We start from the raw sequence: 21,263 nt of genomic DNA, 5'->3' as shown, positions 1-21,263 counted from the left end.
GCGGCCACCCCGAACCGTCCCGCCCCACCGCGTCGGCCGATCGATTCCAGGGTGTCCGTCACCAGTCCCGCGCACAAGCGCGGGCTGTGCTCGCCCAGTCGGCGGCGAGCGGCGCCTTTGGTCACCTGAAGAATTCCCCAACGGGGCGCGAACACTAGCGTCCATGCTGATCAGGACGGTGGACCGGTCCGGATGGTACGGGGCCGCAGCCGCCGCCCTCACGCGGCGCCAGGTCTGCGGCGATGGTGACAAGGAGGTCTGGCTGATGATGTTCCGAAAACGCTCGCGGTATGCTCCGGTGCTGACCATGTCGTTGCTCGTGACGCTCGCCGCGGCCGGGTGCGGCGGCTCCGGCGAGGGGTCTCCCTCGGCCGCCGACCGACCGCGGTCGGACGCCACGGCCCGCACGGGCGACAGCGGCGGAACTCCGGCGAAAAGGCCGCCGGCGGACCCCTGCGGGCTCGTCTCCGTCCAGGAGGTGCAGCAGTTGGGAGGCGTGTCCGTCACGGCGAAGACGAGCGAGTTCAACACCACGGGCTGCGAGTACTCGCACGAAGGGGTGCTGATCTCCTCGACCGTACAGGGCGACGAAGCCAAGGCCTTCGCCGACGACATGCTCGCGGGAGCTCACAAGAGGCGGCTCTCCGGCGTGGGCGAGGAGGCCTACTCCTACGACGCCTCCGACCACGGGACCTTCGCCGTGCTCTTCCGGAAGTCGGGCACCTGGGTCGCGATGACCGTGGTGGCGGACAGGGCGGACAACGCCGGACGGCTGAACGAACTCGCCCGGACGGTGGCCGCCCGCATCTGACACCGGCAGCCGGACCCGCGCCGAGCCGCACCCCACGAGCCCGGTGCGCGTTCGGCGTGGGCACGTGCCGGGGCAGTTGGTGCCCGGTGCCCCGGCGGTCGGTCCGGAGGAGAGGGCCGGGCACGGGCAGAAGTGTGGTCGTGCCGCGCGGACCGTTCCCGGGACCCACCTCGTCCGGCCGTGCCCGGAACCCCGCACGTCCGCGTGGGTGTGCGCATGCGTGACGCGGCCGGTGGCGGAGCAGTCCACGAGGCCGTCCGTCGACTGCCGCCGCTGCCCGGCAGCCGCAGCGGCCACGAGAGACGACGCAGCTACCAGTGGCCCGAAGGATTCCTGAACAGGGCGCGAACACGCCAGTCGATGATGGTCCGCGGGGGACACGGCGCCGCGCGCGTCGGCCATGGCGAACGGATCACGGCATGAGAATCATCCGGCTGTCGTCGGCTGTGTCACGGGGGGTTACGGCTCTGCGCCGGGGGTGGGCCATGCGTGCCGCGTGCCCGGGGAGGCGGGTCGCAGCGCTCGCGATCGCGCTCCTCCTGGCCACCACGGCGGCATGCGGTGGCGCACCCGGGCGCGTGCACGAGGGCTCCGGTCCGGCCGACACGCCCGAGGCCGCGCTCACCTACGGGACCGGGCCGGTCCGTGACCCGTCGGTCACCTACCAGCCCGACGTCGTGATCGTCGAGGACGGACCCCGAGCGATCCGGTCGGCATCCAGTGACGGCCTGACCTGGACCCTCGACGGAAAAGCCCGCGGCGCCCAGGACGTTCGGCCCGGAAAGGTCCTGTACGCCACCAGCCGCGCGGTGGGGCGGGTGCAGAAGGTGCGCCGGGCACACGGGGACGTCGTGGCCACCCTGGGCCCGGTGGAGTTCACCGAGGTCTTCCGCGACGCCCACCTCACCCTCGACCAGGACATCGACGACGGCGCGCTCCACTACCTGGAGATCCCGGACCTGCCCGGGGCGGTGACCGTGCCTGCGGATGCCCCGGCGAACGTTGCGACGGAGGCTGGGAAGGGCGTTGCGAAGGATGCCGCGCGGGACGTCCCGACGACGGCGCGGACAATCGGACGAACATCGGTGCGCGCCGCGCATTCGGGACGTGTCGGCACCGTGGTCGCACGTGGACCGGACCGGCTCGCCGCGGCGGCCGGGGACACGCTGCCGCCGGCCAGGTCGAGCAGCGTCACAGCGGATCTCGGGGAATGGAAGGCCGAGCCGTACCGCAGTCCGGGGGCGTTCGGCCTGAAGTTCAATCACAAGGCCGCGGGCGGGCTCAAGGTCTTCGTCGACTTCTCGCTGAAGACGGAGAAGCTGCACATCCGTTCCGATGTACGGATCTCCGGCGGTCGGGTCGCCGACGGGGCCACGTTCGCCGTCGAGGGGATCAAAAGCGCCGCGATCAGTATCGCCGCCGGTGCGGCCAACGGTGTCATCGACAACTCGAAGATCCGGGCCGAGGTACCGGTCCAGATGACCCTGCCGATCGCGGGGACCCCGTTCGCCTTCAGCATCAGCTGGAAGTTCAGCGTCGCCACCGCACTCGGCGGCAACAACACCACGGTGACCGCCAGTGGTGAATGGGGGCTCGACGGTGCCATCGGCATGGTCAACGGCGCGATCGTCACCCCCAAGCTCTCGGTGATCAAAAGCATCATGGACTCGATCACCGGAATCTCCGTCGGAGTCAGCGGCATCGCCACAGCCGTCGAGTTCAAGGTCCAGTTCGGGGTCGGTGTGCCCGCCGCCTTCGCCGGTCCCTACGCCAAACTCGTCATGGACTTCGGGGTGACCAACGGCTCGGCCCTCGGCGCCCCCCTGACCCGCTGTGTCGGAGCCACGCTGGACGGCAAGGTCGGCGGGGGCGTGGGGGTCTCGGTCTCCGCCGTGGCCATGGCCGCCCTCAAGAAGGTCCTGCCCACGATGAAGTTCGAGCTGCAACAGGAGAGTCTGACACCTTTCGTCCACAGACAGCAGACGCTGCCGGACGTACCGCTGTGCAAGTCCTGACACCGACACCAAGGCAGACAGCGAGGATCCCGATGAACCGCAACCGCAACCGCAGCCGCCCGCTTTCGCCACTGGTGCCCCTGGCCGTGCTCGCCGTGCTCGGGCTGTCCGGGTGCGGCGGCCACGGACAGCCCTCAGCCGCCACCCCCTCGTCGGCTGACCCGGCCCCGGCATCCCGGACTCCGGAGAAGAGCGCCGAGGCGCCGCCGCCGAACGGGGCGGACGTCGACCCCTGCGCCCTGGTGACCAAGCAGGAGGCCGAGAAGCTGGCCGGTACAGCGCTTGACCCCGCGACACCGGTAGGGGAGACCTGCACCTACACCGGTCCCGTCACCGGGCCGACGGCCCAGGTGGAAATCTTCGTCGGGGACGGCGCGAAGAAGTACCTCGACATCGAACGCGACCTCGGACACACGCTGAGGCCGCTGGCCGGTGTCGGCGACGAGGCGTACGCCGAGGACGAGGCGGTCTTCCTCCGCAGGTCCGACCTGTGGGTGTCGATCCGCCTGGTGCGCCTCAACGACCCGGCGGAGAACCGCACACCACTGGAAGAACTGGCCCGAAAGGTGGCCGCCCGGATCTGACCCGCGTCCGCGGTGCGCACCCGTCCCATCCCGAGGAACTCCTGCGATCCCAAGCGTCGCCGTCGTTCTTCGACAACACCGCCGAGTACCGGATCGACGCGCCGGAGAACCTCGGTGAGGGCCGGCTCTCCGAGCCCGCCGGAGATCTCACCGGGACCCACGCCAGAAACCCCGCCCGGAGTGAGTCCCTGACTTCCCGAAACCACCCGGCCCGTCCGCCTTCGTCATGAGTATCCTGACGCGGTGACCACCAGCGCGGGAGGGGCCGCGGGCGCTGACCGGGTGCGCGACCCCGATACCGTCGCACGGCTGGCGGAGTCGGCGCTGCGACAGGGGCAATACCACGAGGCGCTGCGGCATGTCGCAACGCTCCCGGCGGACGCGCCGCTGCCTGCCGAACTGGCCTGGCGGCTCGGCCGGGTACTCCACCAGCGGGGCGAGTTCGAGGGCGCCGAGTCGCTGTACGAACGCGCGGCCGCCGATGCCGGGGACACCGGCGCTGACCGGGCCCAGCTGCTGGCCGGCCGGTCGGCAGCACGCTGGGCCCGTGGTGACCGGGTGCGGGCGCGGAGCCTTGCAGACGAGGCGGTGCGGGCTGCCGAGCAGAGCCGCGACGACGCCGCGCTGGCGGCGGCCTACCTCGCCCAGGCGCTGGCCGCCTTCAGCGAGGGCGACCGCGCCGCCAACGAACACGCCTACGCCATGGCTTTCGCGGCGGCGGAACGGGCCGGGGACATAGGCCTGCAACTGCGGATCCGCTCCAACGTCGGCTCCCGCCTGGTCGAGGAGGGGCGTCTGCGTGAGGCGGTCGGTGCCCTCACCGAGGCGATCGGTCTCGGTGAGGGCGCCCCCCAGCAGACGCTGCTCGCACTGGCCCTGCACAACCGCGCCGAGGCCTGGCTGGGACTCAGCGACCTCGACGCTGCCCGCGCGGACGCCGACCGTGCGCTCACCCTGTGGCAGCGGGAGGGCTCCCCGCTCGCCGCGTTCGGACTGCTGATGATCGCCCGGGTGCACCTGGCCCGGGGCTCCTCCTGGCAGGCCATGGCGGCGTACCGCGAGGCCGTGGCGATGGCCGAGCCGGACGGCAACGCCCAGGTCGTCGCACAGGCATGGGCTGGACTGGCGCGCACCTGCTACGCCGACGATCCGGCCGAGGCGGCGCGGTACGCGGAGTTGTCTCTCACGCATCCGAGCGCCGCCGGGCCGGTCACCGGTCAGCTGGCCGCGGGCTGGGTCGCATTGTGCAGCGGAGACACCGCCTCGGCCGCCCGGTACGCCGCAGACGTCCGCTCGGAGGCCGGCCGCCGCCGCGACCCGGCCGGGCTGGCCGAGGCGATGGAACTCGCCGCGCTCGCCGTATACCGGAGTGATGCGGCCACGGCGCCGGGACGCCTTGCTGGACGCCGTGCCGCCGGGCTGGTGGAGGCGGCCGCGATCTGGACCGACGCGGGCAACGAGATCGCACTGGCCACCAACGCGCTGCTGCGGGCGCGCCATGCGGGCGATCGGCTGTCCGAGGACGTCGCCTGGCAGCGGCTGCACCGGCTCGGGGTGTGCGACGACGTCTGGCACATCGCAGGGCCGCTGGCGGCGATCGGTCCGCCGCCGGTCCCCGAGGTGGCCGTGCAGACCCTGGGCCACTTGGCGGTGCTGCTCTCCGGAACGCCCGTGCCCCCGGCCGGATGGCAGTCACGGAAGGCCCGTGAGCTGGTCATGGTCCTGGCGGGTCAGCTGGGAAGACCGGTCACCCGGACCGCGCTCGCCGCCCTGTTGTGGCCGCAGACGCCTCAGGAGGTGGCCAACCGCCGGCTGTCGGTGCTGATTTCGACGGTGCGCGCGGTCCTCGACCCGGCGCGGCGGCACCCGGCCAACCGCTTTCTGGTCACCGACACCTCCACCGTGCGACTCAACACGGACCACGTCGTCCTCGACACGGTCCGGTTCCACGACACGGCCCGTGCGGCCATCGCGGCGGACGCCGCGGTCGAGGGCAGCCGGGACAGGGCGGCCGCCGCCGACGTGGTGGCGCGCCTCGAAGTGGTCGTCGGTATGTACACCGGCGACTTCGGCGACGACGGTGAGCTCACCGGGGAGTGGAGCGACCGCCCGCGCGCAGCCTTCGCCGAGCTGCACCGCGACGTCGTCCGTACCCTCGCCCGGCGCTGCCTGCGGCTGGACCGCTGCGACGCGGCAGCGGGCTGGTACCTGCGCCTGATCGGCGAGGACGGCTACGACGAGTCGGCCCACCTCGGACTGATCGCCGCACTCTCCGCGGCGGGCCGTCACGGCGAAGCACGCCGCCGCTACCGCGACTACGCCAAGCGCATGGACGAGATCGATGTCCACCCCGCACCCTTCCCCACGGCGTGACCGCCCGGGCGGGAAGCCCGCGGCGTACGGGTCGTCTCTCACGCCCGGTCCCGGGCCGCACCGGACGTCGGCCGCCGGACCGCGACCATCCCCGGCCAAGCGCCGACCACATGTCGAGAACGGGCGGCCGAGTATGAGCGATCCCGCGGTCATCACGGAGAGGGAACCCGACCCACGGCAACCCTGGCCCAGGTACGCCTCGCCGGGCCTGGAAGTGATCAACGGCGCCGACGACGTCATGCTGGAGAGTCTGCTGATGGGCGCCACCGGCTGGTTCGCCGGCTTCCCGAACGTCTTCGCGGCGGAGTCCGCCTTTCTGTACGACCTGGCCGTCGCCGGGAAGCCGGCGGAGGCCCGCACGGTGTACGAACCGCTCGCGGCGCAAGCCGCTGACGCCATCGCCCCACCCCCGTCCGGGATGAAGCCGTACGAGGTCGAGGAGGTCATGCGCGTGCGGCGGGAGCGCCGGGAAGCCCAGGCGTGACCGCCTCGGACCGCACAGCCCCCACGGCTGCCGAGGTCCGTTCGATCCCCACGGCCGGATCCGGCCGGGAGTCGGTCGGCAGTGGGGCGAAGACCTGAGCCACTGCCGCCGATGTCCTGCCTGACATGGCCAACTCATATGCGGGCCTTGGCGATGGCGGCGTCGCGATAACCGAGGCACGCGCCGGCGCCGACGTGGTGCGCACCATGTACGGTCGGCGGCTTACCCGCATCGACAAGGGCGCCGGGGACTTCGTGACCGCCGCGGATGTGGAGGCCGAGAAGTCGATCCTCAGTGTCATCCATACCGCTCGGCCCGACGCACGTGTGCTCGGCGAGGAGGGCGGGCGGCACAGTGCGGCGGAGGCCGCGCGACAGTGGTTGGTGGATCCCCTGTGCGGCACGCTGAACTACGCCGTCGGCAACATGCTCGTGGCCGACAACGTGGCGCTGCGCGGCGGTGCAGCTGCGGTGGCCGACCCGCTCAGCGGCGAGGGACTTGCCCGACCCGGTCGCCATGACTACCTGAGTGTGCAGTCCGTGTTCAGGGTCGTTGTGATTGGTGGGCATTGCGGGGGTGTGGAGTGCTGCGTGGTCAGTCTCGCGTTGGTGAGTGCGGGGACTCTTCGGCGCGTTCCGGTCCTTGAGTTCTGGGGAAGCCCGGGGGCGCGGGGGTGAACCGTGGGCCGGCTGGGTGGTGTTGCCTCATGGTGTGGTTGTGGGGCCGGTTGCTCGTCCGTCGCGCGGGTTCGGTTCGGCGATGGTGTCCGAGGTTGTCCTTGTTCGGGTGTGGAGGACTTCGCGGCCTTGTTCGGCGGCGTGGATGAGGTTTTCGCTGACGAAGTCGAGGAAACGGGCGGCGTTTTCGAGGCGGGTGGCGGCGGGGGTGCCGTGGCCGAGGAGGCTGGCGCCTTGGCGTGCGGTTTCGATGAAGTGGTCGTTGGCGCGGGCGCTGCGGAGCATGGACTGGTACCAGAGGTCGTCATCGACGACGTAGCGCTCGCGGCGGCGTTCGTCGCGTTCGCGGCGGACGAGGTCCAGGCTTTCGAGGAATGTGATTGCTTTGGAGATGGAGGCGGGGCTGACGGTGAGGTGCTGGGCGAGTTCGGATGCGGTGAGGCTGCCGGTGTCGGTGGTGTAGAGGCAGCTCAGGACCCGGGCCATCATCCTGGGCAGGCCCGAGGCCATGAGGACGGTGGTGAGTTGTTCCTGGTAGCCGCGCACGGCTTCGGCGTCGCGGCCGTGGGGCTGCTGGAGTCTCTGCGCCTCTTGGGGTGCGGCCTGCCTGCGCCGGTGGGTGCGCTGTTGGGTGGCGTGGTGGGCTAGGTCTGCGCGGTAGCCGGCGGGGCCGCCGTTGCGCATCACCTCGCGGGTGATCGTGGAGGTGGGGCGGTCCAGACGCCGGGCGATTTCGGCGTAGGCGAGGTTGTCGGTCAGTCCTGCCGCGATCTGCTGGCGTTCGGCCTGCGTGAGTCTGCCTCCCGGCATCACGCCTCCCTTTTCCTTGCCCGGGACTGCTCCGCGGGGTGCTGCTCGGTGTCGCCTGACGTATCCATCATAGCTTTCGCCTTCAATCCATTGCAACGACCGGCTGTGCGGTCATTGCGTTAAGCGAGAGAGCGTTGCAACGATTAAGGTGCTTCTACCTGCGTCAACGCGTCTTTCATGCAAAAGCTCTGTTGCCGTGATGCAGAAAGCAACGTAGCTTTCCTGTTGTCGGAAACGCCAGTGAGTACAGGAGAGCATCATGCAGAAGTTCGACACTCCCGCCCCGATCGCGACCGTCGTGGACATCCCCGCCGGACGTATCCAGCTGATCGCCGCCGACCGTGCCACCACGACCGTCGAGGTTCTGCCCGCGAACCCTGCCAAGAGGCGCGACGTGCAGAGCGCCGAGCAGACCACCGTCACCTGCACCGACGGTGTCCTGCGGATCAGCACCGCCGAGCCCGAGAACCAGCTCTTCGGCCCCTCCGGCTCGGTGGAGGTCACCGTCAAGCTGCCCGCCGGCTCCCGCGTCGAGGCCAGGACCGCCGCCTGCGAGCTGCGTGGTGTCGGCCGCCTCGGTGACGTCGCCTTCGACGGCGCATACCGTCAGATCAAGATCGACGAGGCGGCGAGTCTGCGTCTCACCGCGGTCGACGGTGACATCGAGGTCGGCCGGCTCGGCGGCCCCGCCGAGATCATCACCGCCAAGGGCGACATCCGCATCACCGAAGCCATGCGCGGCACGGTGGTGGCCACTACGCAGTCCGGCGACATCACGGTCGGCGCCGCCACCGGCGTCTCGGCCGCCCTGGACGCCGACACCGCCTACGGCCGCGTCAGCAACGCCCTGAAGAACGACGGCACCACCGAACTCCACATCCGCGCCACCACCTCCCACGGCGACATCACCGCCCGCAGCCTCTGAACCGGCCGGGCCAGGACGCCCCGGCCGGCCCCACCGCGACCGGCAACCCGCCGGCCACCGCCGACGGCCGGCCGCCCCCAGAAGCCTGCGATCCACATACAGACCTTGAGGGCGGCCGGCGTCCTCAGAGGCCTGCGATTCACATACAGGCCCTGACCCTGCTGTACCGGATGCCTCACGCGACCAAAGGGGGAACACGTGACGAGCAACAGCACTCCCGCGACCCGTCCGAAGTGGGCCGGCATGGTGCCGGTGGAGGACGCGGCCCTGGCCGTCATGGACACCGGCGGTCCCGGCGCCCCGGTCGTCTACCGCAACGGCCAGTTCGCCACCCAGGGTTACTGGCGGCGGGTCACCGCCGAGCTGGGGGCCGCATGGCGGCACATCACCTACGATGAGCAGGCACGCGGCAGATCCGAGCGTTCGGCGGACTATTCCTTCCAGGCCGCCGTCCGCGATGTCGACGCCGTTCTCGCCGCCAGGGGAGTGGACCGGGCCCTTGTCGTGGGATGGTCCTACGGGGCGGTCGTCGCAGCCCATTGGGCCGGCCGCAATCCCGAGCGCGCCCTGGGCGCGGTCCTGGTTGGTGCAGCCCGCTGCCGAGCCTGAGAAATGGACCGTCTTCCTCAACGAAGGGCGCGGCCCCCTTCGGGAAGCCTCTCCAGTGTCATGTAGCCAGTTCATCCTCGACGTGGTGACCGGCATGACGGCTTCGTTTTACTTCACCGGCCTCGACGACATCGTTGACCCAAAAGACAGGACTCGTTTCATACCCAACTCGCAGCTCCTCAGCCAATAGGAGCCTGAGGTCAGGCCGGCCGACGACTGCTGCATCCGGGCTGCTCTGCCCCATGGCGACTGCGTTCGTCGTTCGTTGAATCGAGTCCGCCCCTTTCAAAGGGCCTGGGGGCGCGCCGCCGGGCACTGAACAGGAGAAAGAGGACAGCAGTCCTGCCGCCACCGGCCGTGGTGGTGGTAAGGATGGCTATTCGAGAGGGGTGAGTTCTCCTGCTCGTGCATCGATCAACATCGATGAGTTCTCAGGTCACCGCGCTGATGCGGCGATGTCGAGCAGTTGGTCGTGAAGTCCAGGGCGGGCGAACAGTGCGGCTCCGGTGTCGGTGCGCTGCTGGCCTGAGAGGTCGCTGAAGACACCCCCGGCCTCCTGGACGATCGGAATCAGGGCCGCGATGTCCCACGGACCGGCTCCTAGTAGGAGGAAGGCGTCGAGCTGACCTGTTGCCACGAGGAGGGCGCCGTGGCAGGTGCCGGATCCTGTGGACGGTTTCTTGGGCAGGGGTGCGGTGTGATCCGCGTTGGACCATTCGAGTGTCGGGGTGGTGCGCGCGGTGCGGGCGGCCAGTGCCGCGGCAACAGCGCGGTGGGCCTTGTTCAGCCTGGTCGGGGGCGGCCAGATCCCGAGGGCGGACTCGGCAGCGTTGCCGCCCTCGCTGATTCTCAGCGGTTGGGTCGGGTCGGACGGGTGGGCTGGAAGTGGTTTGGTCCACGCACCGTGGCTCGGCAGTGCCCACCAGCGGCGGCCCAGCGCGGGAGCGGAGACCATGCCGAGGGTGATGCGGCCGTCGTCCTCCAGCGCGATCAAGGTGCTCCATTCGGGATCCCCGGCTAGGAAGCTTGCCGTGCCGTCGATGGCGTCGATGATCCAGCGGCGACGGCCCTGGCCGTGGGCGCCGGACTCCTCACCGACGATTGCGTCGTCGGGGTACTGCTCGTGGATGCGGCGGAGCAGCGCTTCTTCGATTTCCAGGTCAGCGGCGCTGACGGGGCTTCCATCACCCTTGATCTGTACTGCTCTCTCGTCCGCTCTCCAATGCTGGTGGCCGATGCTGGCTGCCTGATCGGCGAGATGATGGGCAAACGTCAAGTCTGCTGAGTCTGGCATGAGTTGCAGTCTGCCTGACCGGTCTTGCTTGGTCACCTTCCTGGGCAGAGCAGCGTTCCGGGACCCGGTCGCCACTGGCCGGTCGGAGGCGTTCCTCTGGGCGGTCTCCGTTCTTCAGCCGATGCGCGAGTCGGGTTGCCGAGGATCCCTGTCAGATGGTGCGTTGTTCTTTCGAGGGAAGTGGCGCGTAGGCGAGGAAGTCGGTGCCGGCACGTTCCGCGTAGCGCATCGCGGTGGCAGCGCTGATGCCCAGGGTGTCCGCGAGGACGGACGGCGGAGCCTCGCGGACCATCTGGAGCCAGGTGCGCGAACGGGCGGCGAGAGGCCGGATACCGATCGCGCGGAGGATGCTCGCGGCGGCATAGACGTGCATGGGACGGCCGGGCATGAAACCCGGGAACAGCAGCTCGGAGGTCGGGTTTGCGGCGGTGTTAAGGCCGGGGCGGGCCGTCAGGTGAACACGGATCACGACTGCCGCCGGTTCCGGCACGCTCAACCAGTCTGAGCCGAAGGCGACTTGGAGCCCGTCAGGGGTGTCGCGCACTTGATCGGTGCGGAGTTTCACAATCCGCGAGAGCGGCTGACCGAAGAGTATGAGTATCAGCCCGATGGCCCGGTGGGCGGCGGGCAGCGTGTCGTGGAGAAGGAGCGTCCGCAAAGCGTTGAGGTGTTCTTCCTCGCTGGCCAGGGGGCTGGAGCGGCTTGTCGGCAGGGGCAGGGTGATGTTGCGGACGAGACGCTGTCTGATGGCCCAGTAGAGGAGGTTGGCGTACTGACGGGTCGTGGTGCCGTTGCCGAACCATGCGTCGATATCGTACTGAGTGCACTCGCCGAGTCGACGGCCTCGGATTCCAAGCCAGTTCAGGAACTGGGTGGCGACGGTGATGTGCTGCTTGGCGCGAAGGAATGCGCCGGCGGTCACAGGCGCGGTGCGGGCCTGGTCCCGTAGCCGCCGCTTCAGGTGCCAGCGGCTGTAGCGCTCGATGAGGCGGCGCTGCTCGGGATCACTGATCGCATCGAGTTTCGGGGTGAGCCAGCGGTCGAAGGCCGCGAGGTGCTCGTCGCGTTGGGGCAGGCAGCCGTGGGTGACCAGCAGACCGCGCAGGTACTCGACCGTCCGTGTCGGAGGCAGGCCGTCCAACGCCTCGTGACTGAGGGCGATGCTGCCGTCGGCCAGGCCACGCAGCAGTTCCCGGACGCGCGGGTTCTGACTGATCCAGGTGCACCCGGTGTTGGGGCGAGGCATGCCGACGATGGCCTGGGCCAGCGGCTGCAAAGACTCGGGTATGGCGCCGTCCGGGCCCGCAGGAACGGTACTGACCCTGACTGTGAGCAGACAGCGCCAGCAGATCGACTGATCGGTGGTCATGGCTTCGTCACCGCAGCGCTTGCAGCGGACGTCCCAAGGGACATCGCAGCAGCGGACGCAGAGGAACCGGCCGGCCGAGTCGATTCCGGGCAGAATGCCCTGGTGGCTGCAGCAGGCGCAGGTGCCCTGCCGGGTGCGTGCGGCTCGGACGCAGTAGCGGCAGACGATGCCTTCTGGCCAGCAGGTCGGCTTGGGGTAGCAGTTGCCACACCGGACGCAGGCAGGCCAGAGGCCGGGATCGGAGACGTACTTACGTGGCCGGGGCACGGTCAGTCCTCCAGGATGCGAGCCCGCTCAGGTCGAAAGTCCGGCTTGAGGTCGATCACGGTGGCCTCATCCGCCGTGCGCTTGCGTCGGTCGGCCTCGACGTAGGGCTCGATCAGATCCGCGGGCGAGCAGTTGAGGATGTCGCAGAGCGCTGCGAGCACTGGCAGCGACAGGCGCTCCGGCCGGTCGGTGACCAGGCGATAGACCTGGGCCGTGGACAGGTTGATGCCTCGGTCGCGCAGGAGCGGGATCAGCTCCGTGGTCTTCCAGATGTTGTGCGCGGCCATGATGCGCCGCAGATGCCAGTGATAGCTCAGCCGTCGGACCATCAGATGCCCTGCCTGCCGGTGACTCCGAGCGTCCTGCCGATCGTTCCGTCGAGCACTCGGCGCAGGGTGCGGGTGCGGAAGTCGGAGGACACCGAGGTGTAGAGCGAGGTGGTAGAGGCGTAGGAATGCCCGACCTGTTGCTGGACGAACAACGGGTCGTAGCCAGCCTCGATCAGGTGCGTCACGTAGGAGTGCCGCAGGCAGTGCAGGCTGAGTTCGGCGGGCAGGCCCAGCGCGTCCCGGTAGGCGGCGAAACGGTCGCCCAGAGCGCCCATGTCCAGCTGCCGGGAACGCTCGCTCGGCCACAGAGCCGTGCTACCCGCAGCCGTGTCGAACAGCTCCCGGTAACCGTCGAGCCACTGCTGCATGACCTTCACCGACCAGGGAAAGACGGTCAGGACGCTGCGGCGCTTGGGCGCCGAGCCCTTGGACGCCTTGCCCCAGCGGACATAGACGACGCCCAGGTCCCCGAACTCGGGAGCATGCGGGTTGCGGCCGAAGTCGGCGAGCTCCAGTTTGATGACTTCACGGCGCCGCAGCCCCCAGGCGTAGGTTGCCTTCAAGGCCGCCGCATCGCGCATGGCGGTCAGCCAGCCTTTACGCCCCGAGGTCCTGGCGGCGGCCACCTGGTCGTCCGCGTAGTTGAAAAGCCGTTGGAGTTCCACCTTCGTCAAGGCGCGGCGTCCGGGCCGTCCCTCGTAGTCGGCGGCGTGGACAGCGGTGTTCCACTCAAAGAACACCTGCGCCGGGTGGGTGCCGAACAACCGCTCGCTGACGGCCGTCCACTGATACCGCGGGTCGGCCGCATACTCCAGGAACAACCGCACATGGCCCTGGTAGCTGCGGATGGTCGACTGCGCCCGGGCCTGGCCGTCGCTGCGCAGGTGCGCGGTGAACTCCTCGACATCCTGTGGCCGCCAGGTCCACGGCCACTCATTGGTGTACCGCTGAAAGCGGCGCACCGCTGCCACTCGATCCTCGATCGTTGCTCTTGGCGAGGTTCCGGGCCAGCTGCTGATCGCGCCAGCCCGCGAGCATCGTCTCGAACACCTGTGCTTCCGGGTGCAGCAGCGGCGTACCGCCCACCACGAACAACGACGGTGCCGCACCGGGCACGTTCCACGACGAACCGCCCACCACCAGCCCCCCAACATGCCCCGAGTAGAGCGAACGAATCGTTCGTCAAATGAGAACGAGCGAGGTAGGACCAGGTCACGGCACCTGTCAGAACACGTTGGTACCGAGGTCCACCTGCCCGCCGACTCGACGATCACCCAGAAAGGGCCTGTTCGCGAGTCTCCTCACCCACGAGGGCGAGTTCTCGCAGCAGATGCAACTCACGGCCCTTGGACCATCGGTACAGCCATTAACGCTAAGCACTTGATCTTGGTCGTCTAGCACAGGTGATCGGTTCCGTGCGGGGGTTCGGCAGAAGATCCTCGATCACTGGTGGGACGTGGCTACGGTCCGCCGCATGCCGGTGGAGTTTCTGACTGATGAGCAGGCTGAGGCGTACGGGAAGTTTGCCGAGGAGCCGACGAGGCCTGAGCTGGAGCGCTTCTTCTTCCTTGATGACGAGGACCGGAAGCTGATCGCGAAGCGGCGCGGTGACCACAGTCGCCTCGGATTCGCTCTTCAGATGTGCACGGTGAGGTACATCGGGCTGTTCCTGGAGGACCCGCTCGACGTGCCGTGGCCCGTCGTCGAGCATCTGGCCGAGCAGTTGGGGATCAAGGACGTCTCCCAGATCAAGCGGTATACCGAGCGCAAGCCGACGCCGTACGAACATGCGTGGGAGATCCGCGACGCGTACGGCTACCACCTGTACGAGAACCACGAGCAGGGGCGGAAGTTCCGGCGTTCCTGCATGGGCGGGCGTGGACGGCTCACGCGGAGGGGCCGAAGGCGCTGTTCGATCACGCGGTGGGCTGGCTGCGCCGGCACCGGGTGCTGCTTCCGGGGGTGAGCGTGCTGGCCCGGCAGGTCGCCGAGGTCCGCACCATCGCGGACAGGCGGCTGCACGTCACTGTCGCCAAGGCGGCCCGGCGGGCGGATGCGGCGCTGCCCGGGGACCTGGTGGCCACGCTGAAGACGCCGGAGGGCAAACGGTATTCCGAGCTGGAGCGGATGCGCCGGCCACCGACGCGGACCACGGGCACCGCGATGAAGGCCGCGTTGCAGCGGGTCGATGACATCGCCGCTTTCCAGCTGGGGCGGGTGAAACTGGACAAAGTCCCGCCGAACCGGCTCTCCGCCCTGGCCCGGTCCGGGCTGGGCACCAAGGCGCCGAAGCTGGAGCGGACCAGTGAGCCCAAGCGCACCGCGATGCTCACCGCGGTGATGCGCCACCTGGAGGCGAAGGCGATCGACGACGCGCTCGACCTGTTCGAGATCCTGATGGTTACTCGGCTGATCAGCACCGCGAAGCGGTCCACGGACAAACATCGCCTCTCGACTCTGCCACAGCTGGAGAAGGCGGCACGGATCACGGCCAGAGTCTCGAAGGTGGTCATCGAGGAGCTGGAGCTCATCGAGGAGACCGGCTGCGATGTCGACGTGGCGGCGCTGGAGGAGGTCGCGCCCCGGGCAGCGCTCTCCAGCGCGGCCGCCACGGTGGTGAGCCTGGTGCCGGAGGACGACGACACGGCCGAGACCGCGCTGCGCGGGGCGCTGGCGCTGCGCTACAACACCGTCAAGCCCTTCCTGTCGTTGCTGGGCGAGACCTCGGCGCTCGGCGCGGCGACCGGCGGGATGCGCGTCCTGACCGGGGTGAAGCGGCTCCCGGCCCTGTCGCGGCGGAAGGTGAGCGAGAAGCCGCTGCTGCCGCGCGAGATCGACGACAAGCTGGTGCCGCCGCACTGGCGCAAGGCGGTGTACGCGAACGCGGACCTGCCGGAGGGAGCGGTGGACCGCGACGCGTACGTGGTGTGCGTGCTGGAGCAGCTGTTCCGCGCGCTGAAGCGCCGCGATGTCTTCGCCTCCCCCTCGCACCGCTGGTCCGATCCGCGCGCCCGCCTGCTTCAGGGCAAGGGCTGGGAGGCGGTGCGCGAGGACGTCCTGGCGGGATTGAGCCTCGACGAGAATGCCGATCAGCACCTGGGGGAGCTGATCGAGGCGCTGGACGCGATGTGGAAGCAGATGGCCGAGCGCCTCGAAGAGGCCGGCGCCGACGCGAAGATCAGTATCGAGGTACAGCCCAACGGACGCGCGAAGCTGAACGTGGAGAAGCTCCACGCGCTGGGCGAGCCGAAGTCGCTGGACTGGCTGCGCAAGCGGGTCGAGAAGATGCTCCCGAAGATCGACCTGCCGGACCTGCTGTTCGAGGTGCACGCTTGGACCAGGTTCCTGAATGCCTTCGTGCACCTGGGCGACGGCAGGACCCGTATTGACCACCACAGGCATGAGGTTTGTCCGACCTGGCACATACGCTGTCGCCACGGAACAGAGATCCTGAAGCTGGAGGCGGCATGTCGTTGACGTGGCTGGAGACGGAGGGCGGCCCGTTCATCGTGGTTCCACGCACCTCGCTGTCGCACTGGTCGGGAACGGAGGGCGACTACGACCGAGCTTGCGAGGTGATGGATTTCGCCGGAGTCCTCGCACTGCCTGACGGAGCCGAGGCGCTGGTTCTCGGGGACGAACCTCTCTCCACCGCCTACCTTCCCGCGCACCGAGTCCTCGTCCGCTGGTACTACGCAGAGAGCGAGGAAGGTGTCGCCGACATCATTCGGGCTGGGCTTGCCAACGCCGAGTGGGAGGAAGGACCCGTACTGAGCACCACGGGCGAGCTCGTCATGTTCGACGCCGCCTACTTCGGCACTGAGGTCGGGACACTCGCTGACAGCACGACTCTCGAACTCGCCGCCGGCCGCTACCGGGTGGACTCGACAAGCATCGAACCCAATGACCTGACGTCCTTTCGTGTCCACCGATTTGTCGCGCTGGCCTGACCCGACGTTCGTAAAGATCGTGGGAAGTCGCTGCTGAGGTCACTGAAGCAGGATCATCTTGCGTAGGAGTTCGAATCCGGCTCGCCCGTAGAGCTGCCTTTTAATCTTCTTGATGCGGTTCACGGCGCCTTCGATACTGCCGGAACTCCAGTCCAGGGTGAGGCCGGCTATCACGGCGTCGAGGTCCCGCAGCAGGTGGAGTGCGAAGCCGGTGAGTCCGGGTAGTTGACTGGCGTCGACTGCGTGGATCCAGGCAGGGAGCATGGCGCCGAGGCGGCCCGTGAGTATCTCGCCGAAGTCGCGGACATGCCCGGCGGCCGCGTCCAGTTCCGGGCAGCGTGCCAGGACATCCTTCAGGCCGGCGTGGTCTTCCTCGGCCAAGGTCGTGGGGTGTCGGGTGAGCCAGCCGGTCACCTGCCGCACCGTCGGCGGCCGTGGTGGTGCAGTGGACGGAGCCCCGCGCAAAGTGGCGATGTGCGCGCGGACCATGCCGTAGGTGACAGGAGCCTGCTCGGCTACCAGCTCGCCGTGCAGTTGGGTGACGCTGGTACATCCCTCGGCGAATCGCCGCTCCAAGTAGGTCTTGTAGGGGTCCAGTCTGCTGGGCCGGGGCCGGTTCTCGCGGAAGGTGTCCTGCCAGCGGGCGGCGTTCGCATACCGGAGCACGGTGTTGAGACCCCAGCCCAGGTGCCGGGCAATCGCCCGGCGTGAGTGACCCTGGGCGAGCAGCTCGTGGACCAGGGCATGTGAGGCCTTCTTCCGCTCGGCCCGCCGGCCGACGGGCTCCGAGTCGTCCTGCGGCTGATCGGAATCCCCTCCGGTGGCCTCCGGCAACATGCCGTTGGGCGACGGGTTGCGCAAGCACTCGCGGTGGGCGCCGACGCAGGTCTCCACGGCCCGGCCGAGGCCCTGCCACAGATGGAACCGGTCAGCGACCTGCAAGGCATCAGGGGCACCGCGCCGGGCACCCTAGGCGTAGGCGCCGGCCCGGTCCCGGCAGATGATCTCCACACCGGGGTGACGGACCAGCCACGCGGCCAGCGGCCCGGCTTCACGCGTCGGCAGCACATCGACCACGTGATGGTCTTCGACGCTGGTCAAGACGGTGGAGTAGGTCTGACCACGACGGATCGCGAAGTCGTCCACACCCAGCACCCGCGGAGTGCTGAACTGTGGATCGGGCAAGGCCATGACCCTGCGTAACAAGGTCATCCGTCCGGCGCTGAAGCCCAGCTGGCTCGCCAGCCGGGCGCCGGCCCGCCCGGCCAGCGCGAGCCCCACTCGCTCCAGGGCATGGTTGAGCCGCGTGGTGAACCGTGCGTACGAGGCGGCCAGCCGCGAGAACGGCTCGGAGAACGTCCGGCGCGGACAGTCCGCCGCCCCGCAGATGAAACGCCGGACCGTCAGCCGGATCACAAAGCCCTGGTCAGCCAGAGGAAGGTCCTTCAGCCTCCGCTGATAACGGTCGTGGACCCGGTCCGAGAAGCGGCCGCAGTCCGGACATGCAGAGCCTGCGTCCCGGCCCCTCGCCACCACCTCGACCGTGCCGAACGCGGCCGAAACCGCCTCGATCTCCACCTCGTCGATCCCCTCGAAAACCAGCGAGTCCCAGAACGGTGCATCGGTCTGCATGACCAACACCATCACCGCCCACAACCGACCGCAGCAGCGGCCAGCAGACATCTGAGGGAGCGTCACTTCCAACTGCCGGACGACAAGGCGTACGCGGTCTCACACGAACCCAACTCCTCGCAATCGAACGTCGGAGTAACGCTCTGCGACGACTCCCCAAGATCTGTGCCAGAACCGAGAAATGTAGGAACGGATGTTGGCGAGTGTTGGCAGCGGTTCCTGCCCCAGAGGGCCGGGAATGTCGGCCAGAAGCAGAAACAGCCAGGAGGCCGAACACCGATGCGACGCATCCACCAGGGGAGTCCGGGCCTGCAACGTCCGCCCCACCGGCACCGTGGGCTCCCAGATCGATCCGAAAACTGCCATCAAGGCACCGGCATCCTCGTCGCGACCACCTGAGCCGACCGGGCCGGGCTCAGCAGTCGTAGCGGTGGGTATACGGGGTGTCCGGACAGATGCGGCAGACGAAGAAATACATGCCGCCGAGGTCGCCGAGGTCCATGCCGTGCCCGAACGCGACGAGGGCGCCGGGATCCGCCTCGGCCCGCCAGGACGGGGTCGCGTCCCCGTCCTGGCGGGGGTCCCGGTCGTCCAGGGGGAGCCAACGGCCCATGCCCGGCTCGGTCGCGGTGACACTGAGTAGGTGTTCCATGCGGGTGCCGCAACCCGCGCAGTCGGGCCAGTCGGGCGGCTGGGTCCATCCCGGGTAGCCGCCGACCTTGCTCTGCTGCGTGGTGGCCACCTCGAAGTAGTCGTAGCCCCGTTCATCCTTCAAGGCCTCGAACCGCTCGTCGAGCAGTTCGCCGAGCCCTTCCGGCAGGTCCCAGTTCGGGTACTCCACAGCCGGTGTGGGGGACACCGTGCAAGGACGCGGCAGGTAGTCCCCCTCCGCGGTGTGCGGGCGAGGCGGTTCGCCGGCAGTGGCGCCAGCGGCTATCAGCGCCGAGCTGCGCCAGTAGAGCCGGGGGTTAGCTGCGTACTGGTCGTCCTCGTGAACGAGCGGGCACCACAGGATCTGCAACAGGTCGGTACCAGCGGGGAAGACGAGGTCGGGCACGTTCCGTGCGTACAGCTGGACCACCGGGACCATCGCGACCGGCTCGGGCCCGACGGGCGCGCTGAGCGGCTTGTAGTGGTCTGGTTCGGCGCACATCGGCCAGGGCTCGTCGGCCGGCCACAGCAGCGGCCCGCCGATGGAGCTGTCATCCGGGCCCGGCTGCCCGGCCCGGGGGTAAAGGAGGGTGACCTCGCGGACCGTACCGGTCAGCTCCGGAAAGGCCGCCTCGACCTCGAAGGGGATAGGCGCCAACGGCCGCGGCCCGGTCCGCCGGGCTTGAGCACTGTCCTGCTGTGTGTGCCCTGATGGCATGGGGCCTCCTGCTACTGGTGGTCGAACGCCACCGACCCTAGCCCCCGCCGCCGACAGCCGACGGTCCTGCCCTTACCTCCCGCTGCACTGCCTCCGAGCCGTCGGCGAGGGCCGGCCACACATTGGACTTCGGCAGCCCCCGGTCCCCCTCGGCGCGTAGAGCACAGTCACGGTCCCGAAGCAGGTACCCAGGTGTTCTCGTAACTCGGCGACATCACTTTCCCGTGGAACGAGACGTTCTCACCGCTGAGAGACAGATGTTCTTGATACTCACCTACAAAGCCAGCCCACCGGTTGTGCCGCGGGACCGAGATCTCCTTCGAGGAGCGTCTGAACGATCTGAGGCCGGCCCCAGAGGGCCAGGATCTCGTTGGCGATGGCCACGACGGGGAGGTGGTCCTGGTCACGCACCTTGATGGCTGCGGCCGACAAGGTGCGGGGGACGGCTCCGGCGTCCAGGAGAACGCGCCATTCCTGCACGCCGAGTTCCAGGAACTCCAGTCCGGCGAGCCCGGCGACCTCCATGGGATCGGTCAGCGTGCCGGGGAAAGCGGTGAGGGTGCGCAGGCGAGGCAGTCCGGTGACAGGGGCGAGGCTGAACGGCGTACCGTCCCACACACCGATGGACAGGACTTCCAGGGCGGGGTGAGCGGCGGCCTGGATGGTCTCAAGGCTTCCGCTGCCGACCCTGGCCACGACCGGAAGCTGGTCGCCGCGGCGGTCACGGCGTTCTTCCCTCACCCGGCCCAGAACGAAGTCGGTGAGGGAGTCAGCTATGAGTTCGGCGCCGAGGCTCTGCTCGTGGTCGACGAGGATGACCTGCCCGAGGTGTCCGCCCGGGCCGGGCGTCAGATCGACCGCCAGCTCGTCGCCGCCGTTGCCCCCGAAGACGATCCAGCCGGGTGAGCCGGCCAGGCCCTGCACCGCGGCGTCGGGCGGGGTGCTGACCGCCTTCGTCGCCGACAAACCCCAGCGGGAGTGACGGGCCGCCGCATCGACGCCGTACAGGTCGTCCAGGGCGGAGAGCTCGCAGCCGACCGCCGTAGTGACACGGTCCGCCGCTTCGTAGTCGTCGCCCCAGTCCTCCCATCGTGCCCGTGTCACCCGGTAGACCACCTTGAGCTCGTCGGGCAGCGTGACGCCGAGGCGCGCTTCGGCGGCAGCGATCTCCCCCTCCGTCGCGCCGATGGCGTCGGGCAAACGCTCGCGGAGCGTCCGATCCAGCAACCCCAGGTCCGCCGAGGGGGCGGGCATCGCCCCGGGCACCGGATCGGGGAGGCGGCGCCAGGGCTCGGGAAGGGAGCCGTCGGCCAGGACGAGTACCCCCAGGTCCGGGTAGCCGACGGCGGCTTCCACGACCGGGCTGGGCCAGACCAGGCCGAGCGTGGTGCTTCCGTCCGGTTGGACCTCCGCACTGAACGCGATCTCCTCAACTCTGCCACGCGCGAGTGCCCGCTGTATGTCCTCCACTGCGATCCGCTCTGTCGATGACATACGTCCCGGCAGGGTCAGACTCCAGCCGGAGCGGCTGATGCGTCCCGCCACACGGGCGGAGCGGGCAGCACGCCTCTCCGTGTCGCCGGCCAGCAGGAGCCGCAGTACGGGCTCCCAGGTCGCGAAATCGTGTACCGATGACAAGGGGGGTCTCCGATCAATCATGCGCAGACCGTACGCGGAGCCAGTGACAATGGATGTGGCCGGAGGGGGGTTGCGTCCTGGGAAGTGGTGTACGGGCTCCCACCTGATCCGGGCGTTTGGTCCGGCG

At 69.1% G+C, this 21,263-nt stretch carries 18 protein-coding genes and 2 pseudogenes; 10 read left to right on the top strand and 10 right to left on the bottom strand.

Translation table 11 applies throughout. The features are described 5' to 3' along the window. Nucleotides 1-163 precede the first annotated feature (163 nt). The 6 genes and pseudogenes from CG719_RS24195 to CG719_RS36700 form a co-directional block, all read left to right on the top strand. Nucleotides 164-811 (top strand): DUF3558 family protein, encoded by a 648-nt coding sequence (locus CG719_RS24195; protein ID WP_100570797.1) that lies wholly within the window; start codon nt 164-166, stop codon nt 809-811. Nucleotides 812-1,296: 485 nt separating this feature from the next. Beyond that, complete coding sequence (locus CG719_RS24190) at nt 1,297-2,826, top strand: hypothetical protein (RefSeq protein WP_159024946.1); 1,530 nt, start codon at nt 1,297-1,299, stop codon at nt 2,824-2,826. Nucleotides 2,827-2,858: 32 nt separating this feature from the next. Then, nucleotides 2,859-3,410, top strand: a complete 552-nt coding sequence (locus CG719_RS24185) for a DUF3558 family protein (RefSeq protein ID WP_100570795.1) — start codon at nt 2,859-2,861, stop codon at nt 3,408-3,410. A gap of 243 nt (nt 3,411-3,653) precedes the next feature. After that, nucleotides 3,654-5,783 (top strand): BTAD domain-containing putative transcriptional regulator, encoded by a 2,130-nt coding sequence (locus tag CG719_RS24180; RefSeq protein ID WP_100570794.1) that lies wholly within the window; start codon nt 3,654-3,656, stop codon nt 5,781-5,783. Nucleotides 5,784-5,916: 133 nt separating this feature from the next. Beyond that, on the top strand, nt 5,917-6,267 hold the full coding sequence (locus CG719_RS35225; RefSeq protein ID WP_234375742.1) for a dihydrodipicolinate synthase family protein: 351 nt from the start codon (nt 5,917-5,919) through the stop codon (nt 6,265-6,267). 125 nt (nt 6,268-6,392) lie between these two features. After that, nucleotides 6,393-6,779, top strand: a pseudogene (locus tag CG719_RS36700) (inositol monophosphatase family protein); the annotation flags it as partial. A gap of 192 nt (nt 6,780-6,971) precedes the next feature. On the opposite strand, the gene CG719_RS24165 reads toward CG719_RS36700, so the two are convergent. Continuing rightward, nucleotides 6,972-7,754, bottom strand: coding sequence for a helix-turn-helix domain-containing protein (locus CG719_RS24165; RefSeq protein ID WP_100570793.1), 783 nt, complete (start codon nt 7,752-7,754; stop codon nt 6,972-6,974). A gap of 259 nt (nt 7,755-8,013) precedes the next feature. Here CG719_RS24165 and CG719_RS24160 point away from each other — a divergent pair, with 259 nt between their 5' ends. Together CG719_RS24160 and CG719_RS24155 are read left to right on the top strand one after the other, a co-directional pair. Then, nucleotides 8,014-8,679, top strand: a complete 666-nt coding sequence (locus CG719_RS24160) for a DUF4097 family beta strand repeat-containing protein (RefSeq protein WP_100570792.1) — start codon at nt 8,014-8,016, stop codon at nt 8,677-8,679. A gap of 198 nt (nt 8,680-8,877) precedes the next feature. Next, nucleotides 8,878-9,288, top strand: coding sequence for an alpha/beta fold hydrolase (locus CG719_RS24155; protein WP_234375741.1), 411 nt, complete (start codon nt 8,878-8,880; stop codon nt 9,286-9,288). A gap of 436 nt (nt 9,289-9,724) precedes the next feature. On the opposite strand, the gene CG719_RS24150 is transcribed toward CG719_RS24155, so the two are convergent. The 5 genes from CG719_RS24150 to CG719_RS36695 form a co-directional block, all read right to left on the bottom strand. Beyond that, complete coding sequence (locus CG719_RS24150) at nt 9,725-10,618, bottom strand: inositol monophosphatase family protein (protein WP_234375740.1); 894 nt, start codon at nt 10,616-10,618, stop codon at nt 9,725-9,727. Between the two features lie 115 nt (nt 10,619-10,733). Continuing rightward, nucleotides 10,734-11,951, bottom strand: a complete 1,218-nt coding sequence (locus tag CG719_RS24145) for a hypothetical protein (protein WP_159024945.1) — start codon at nt 11,949-11,951, stop codon at nt 10,734-10,736. A 269-nt stretch (nt 11,952-12,220) separates the two neighbouring features. After that, the gene (locus CG719_RS24140; protein WP_100570789.1) at nt 12,221-12,547 is read right to left on the bottom strand and encodes a helix-turn-helix domain-containing protein; all 327 of its coding nucleotides are present in this window, start codon (nt 12,545-12,547) and stop codon (nt 12,221-12,223) included. Then, nucleotides 12,547-13,509 (bottom strand): tyrosine-type recombinase/integrase, encoded by a 963-nt coding sequence (locus CG719_RS24135; RefSeq protein WP_234375739.1) that lies wholly within the window; start codon nt 13,507-13,509, stop codon nt 12,547-12,549. The genes CG719_RS24140 and CG719_RS24135 overlap by 1 nt, the downstream gene beginning before the upstream one ends. Continuing rightward, nucleotides 13,481-13,684 carry a hypothetical protein gene (locus tag CG719_RS36695; protein ID WP_234375738.1) on the bottom strand — a complete coding sequence of 68 codons (204 nt, stop codon included), beginning with the start codon at nt 13,682-13,684 and terminating at the stop codon, nt 13,481-13,483. Before CG719_RS36695 ends, CG719_RS24135 begins: the two co-directional genes overlap by 29 nt. A 337-nt stretch (nt 13,685-14,021) precedes the next feature. Here CG719_RS36695 and CG719_RS24130 point away from each other — a divergent pair. Further along, a pseudogene (locus CG719_RS24130) lies at nt 14,022-15,934 on the top strand (DUF4158 domain-containing protein); the annotation flags it as partial. Between the two features lie 80 nt (nt 15,935-16,014). Beyond that, nucleotides 16,015-16,497 carry an Imm21 family immunity protein gene (locus CG719_RS24125; RefSeq protein ID WP_100570788.1) on the top strand — a complete coding sequence of 161 codons (483 nt, stop codon included), beginning with the start codon at nt 16,015-16,017 and terminating at the stop codon, nt 16,495-16,497. 39 nt (nt 16,498-16,536) lie between these two features. Here the strand turns inward: CG719_RS24125 and CG719_RS36685 are convergent, their stop codons facing one another. The 4 genes from CG719_RS36685 to CG719_RS24110 form a co-directional block, all read right to left on the bottom strand. Beyond that, nucleotides 16,537-17,439 (bottom strand): transposase, encoded by a 903-nt coding sequence (locus CG719_RS36685; protein ID WP_234375736.1) that lies wholly within the window; start codon nt 17,437-17,439, stop codon nt 16,537-16,539. Nucleotides 17,440-17,466: 27 nt separating this feature from the next. Next, complete coding sequence (locus tag CG719_RS36680; RefSeq protein ID WP_234375735.1) at nt 17,467-18,129, bottom strand: transposase family protein; 663 nt, start codon at nt 18,127-18,129, stop codon at nt 17,467-17,469. Between the two features lie 415 nt (nt 18,130-18,544). Then, entirely contained in the window at nt 18,545-19,438 is an 894-nt protein-coding gene (locus CG719_RS24115) for a hypothetical protein (protein WP_234375734.1), read from the bottom strand. Nucleotides 19,439-19,768: 330 nt separating this feature from the next. Next, nucleotides 19,769-21,136, bottom strand: coding sequence for an SMI1/KNR4 family protein (locus CG719_RS24110; protein ID WP_234375733.1), 1,368 nt, complete (start codon nt 21,134-21,136; stop codon nt 19,769-19,771). Nucleotides 21,137-21,263: the final 127 nt, after the last annotated feature.

Origin of the sequence: Streptomyces sp. CB01373 (assembly GCF_002803075.1) — a bacterium.
Lineage (GTDB): Bacteria > Actinomycetota > Actinomycetes > Streptomycetales > Streptomycetaceae > Streptomyces.
Note: the sequence above shows the minus strand (reverse complement) of the source record. Positions and strands in the feature narration are given on the sequence as shown.

What these genes read in the sequence shown, in the direction of transcription:
- CG719_RS24160 (WP_100570792.1), top strand. Translation starts at nt 8,014, where the DNA reads ATGCAGAAGTTCGACACTCCCGCCCCGATCGCGACCGTCGTGGACATC.
- CG719_RS36680 (WP_234375735.1), bottom strand. Translation starts at nt 18,129, where the DNA reads ATGCAGACCGATGCACCGTTCTGGGACTCGCTGGTTTTCGAGGGGATC.
- CG719_RS24190 (WP_159024946.1), top strand. Translation starts at nt 1,297, where the DNA reads ATGCGTGCCGCGTGCCCGGGGAGGCGGGTCGCAGCGCTCGCGATCGCG.
- CG719_RS24195 (WP_100570797.1), top strand. Translation starts at nt 164, where the DNA reads ATGCTGATCAGGACGGTGGACCGGTCCGGATGGTACGGGGCCGCAGCC.
- CG719_RS24140 (WP_100570789.1), bottom strand. Translation starts at nt 12,547, where the DNA reads ATGGTCCGACGGCTGAGCTATCACTGGCATCTGCGGCGCATCATGGCC.
- CG719_RS24125 (WP_100570788.1), top strand. Translation starts at nt 16,015, where the DNA reads ATGTCGTTGACGTGGCTGGAGACGGAGGGCGGCCCGTTCATCGTGGTT.
- CG719_RS24145 (WP_159024945.1), bottom strand. Translation starts at nt 11,951, where the DNA reads ATGACCACCGATCAGTCGATCTGCTGGCGCTGTCTGCTCACAGTCAGG.
- CG719_RS35225 (WP_234375742.1), top strand. Translation starts at nt 5,917, where the DNA reads ATGAGCGATCCCGCGGTCATCACGGAGAGGGAACCCGACCCACGGCAA.
- CG719_RS24185 (WP_100570795.1), top strand. Translation starts at nt 2,859, where the DNA reads ATGAACCGCAACCGCAACCGCAGCCGCCCGCTTTCGCCACTGGTGCCC.
- CG719_RS24165 (WP_100570793.1), bottom strand. Translation starts at nt 7,754, where the DNA reads ATGCCGGGAGGCAGACTCACGCAGGCCGAACGCCAGCAGATCGCGGCA.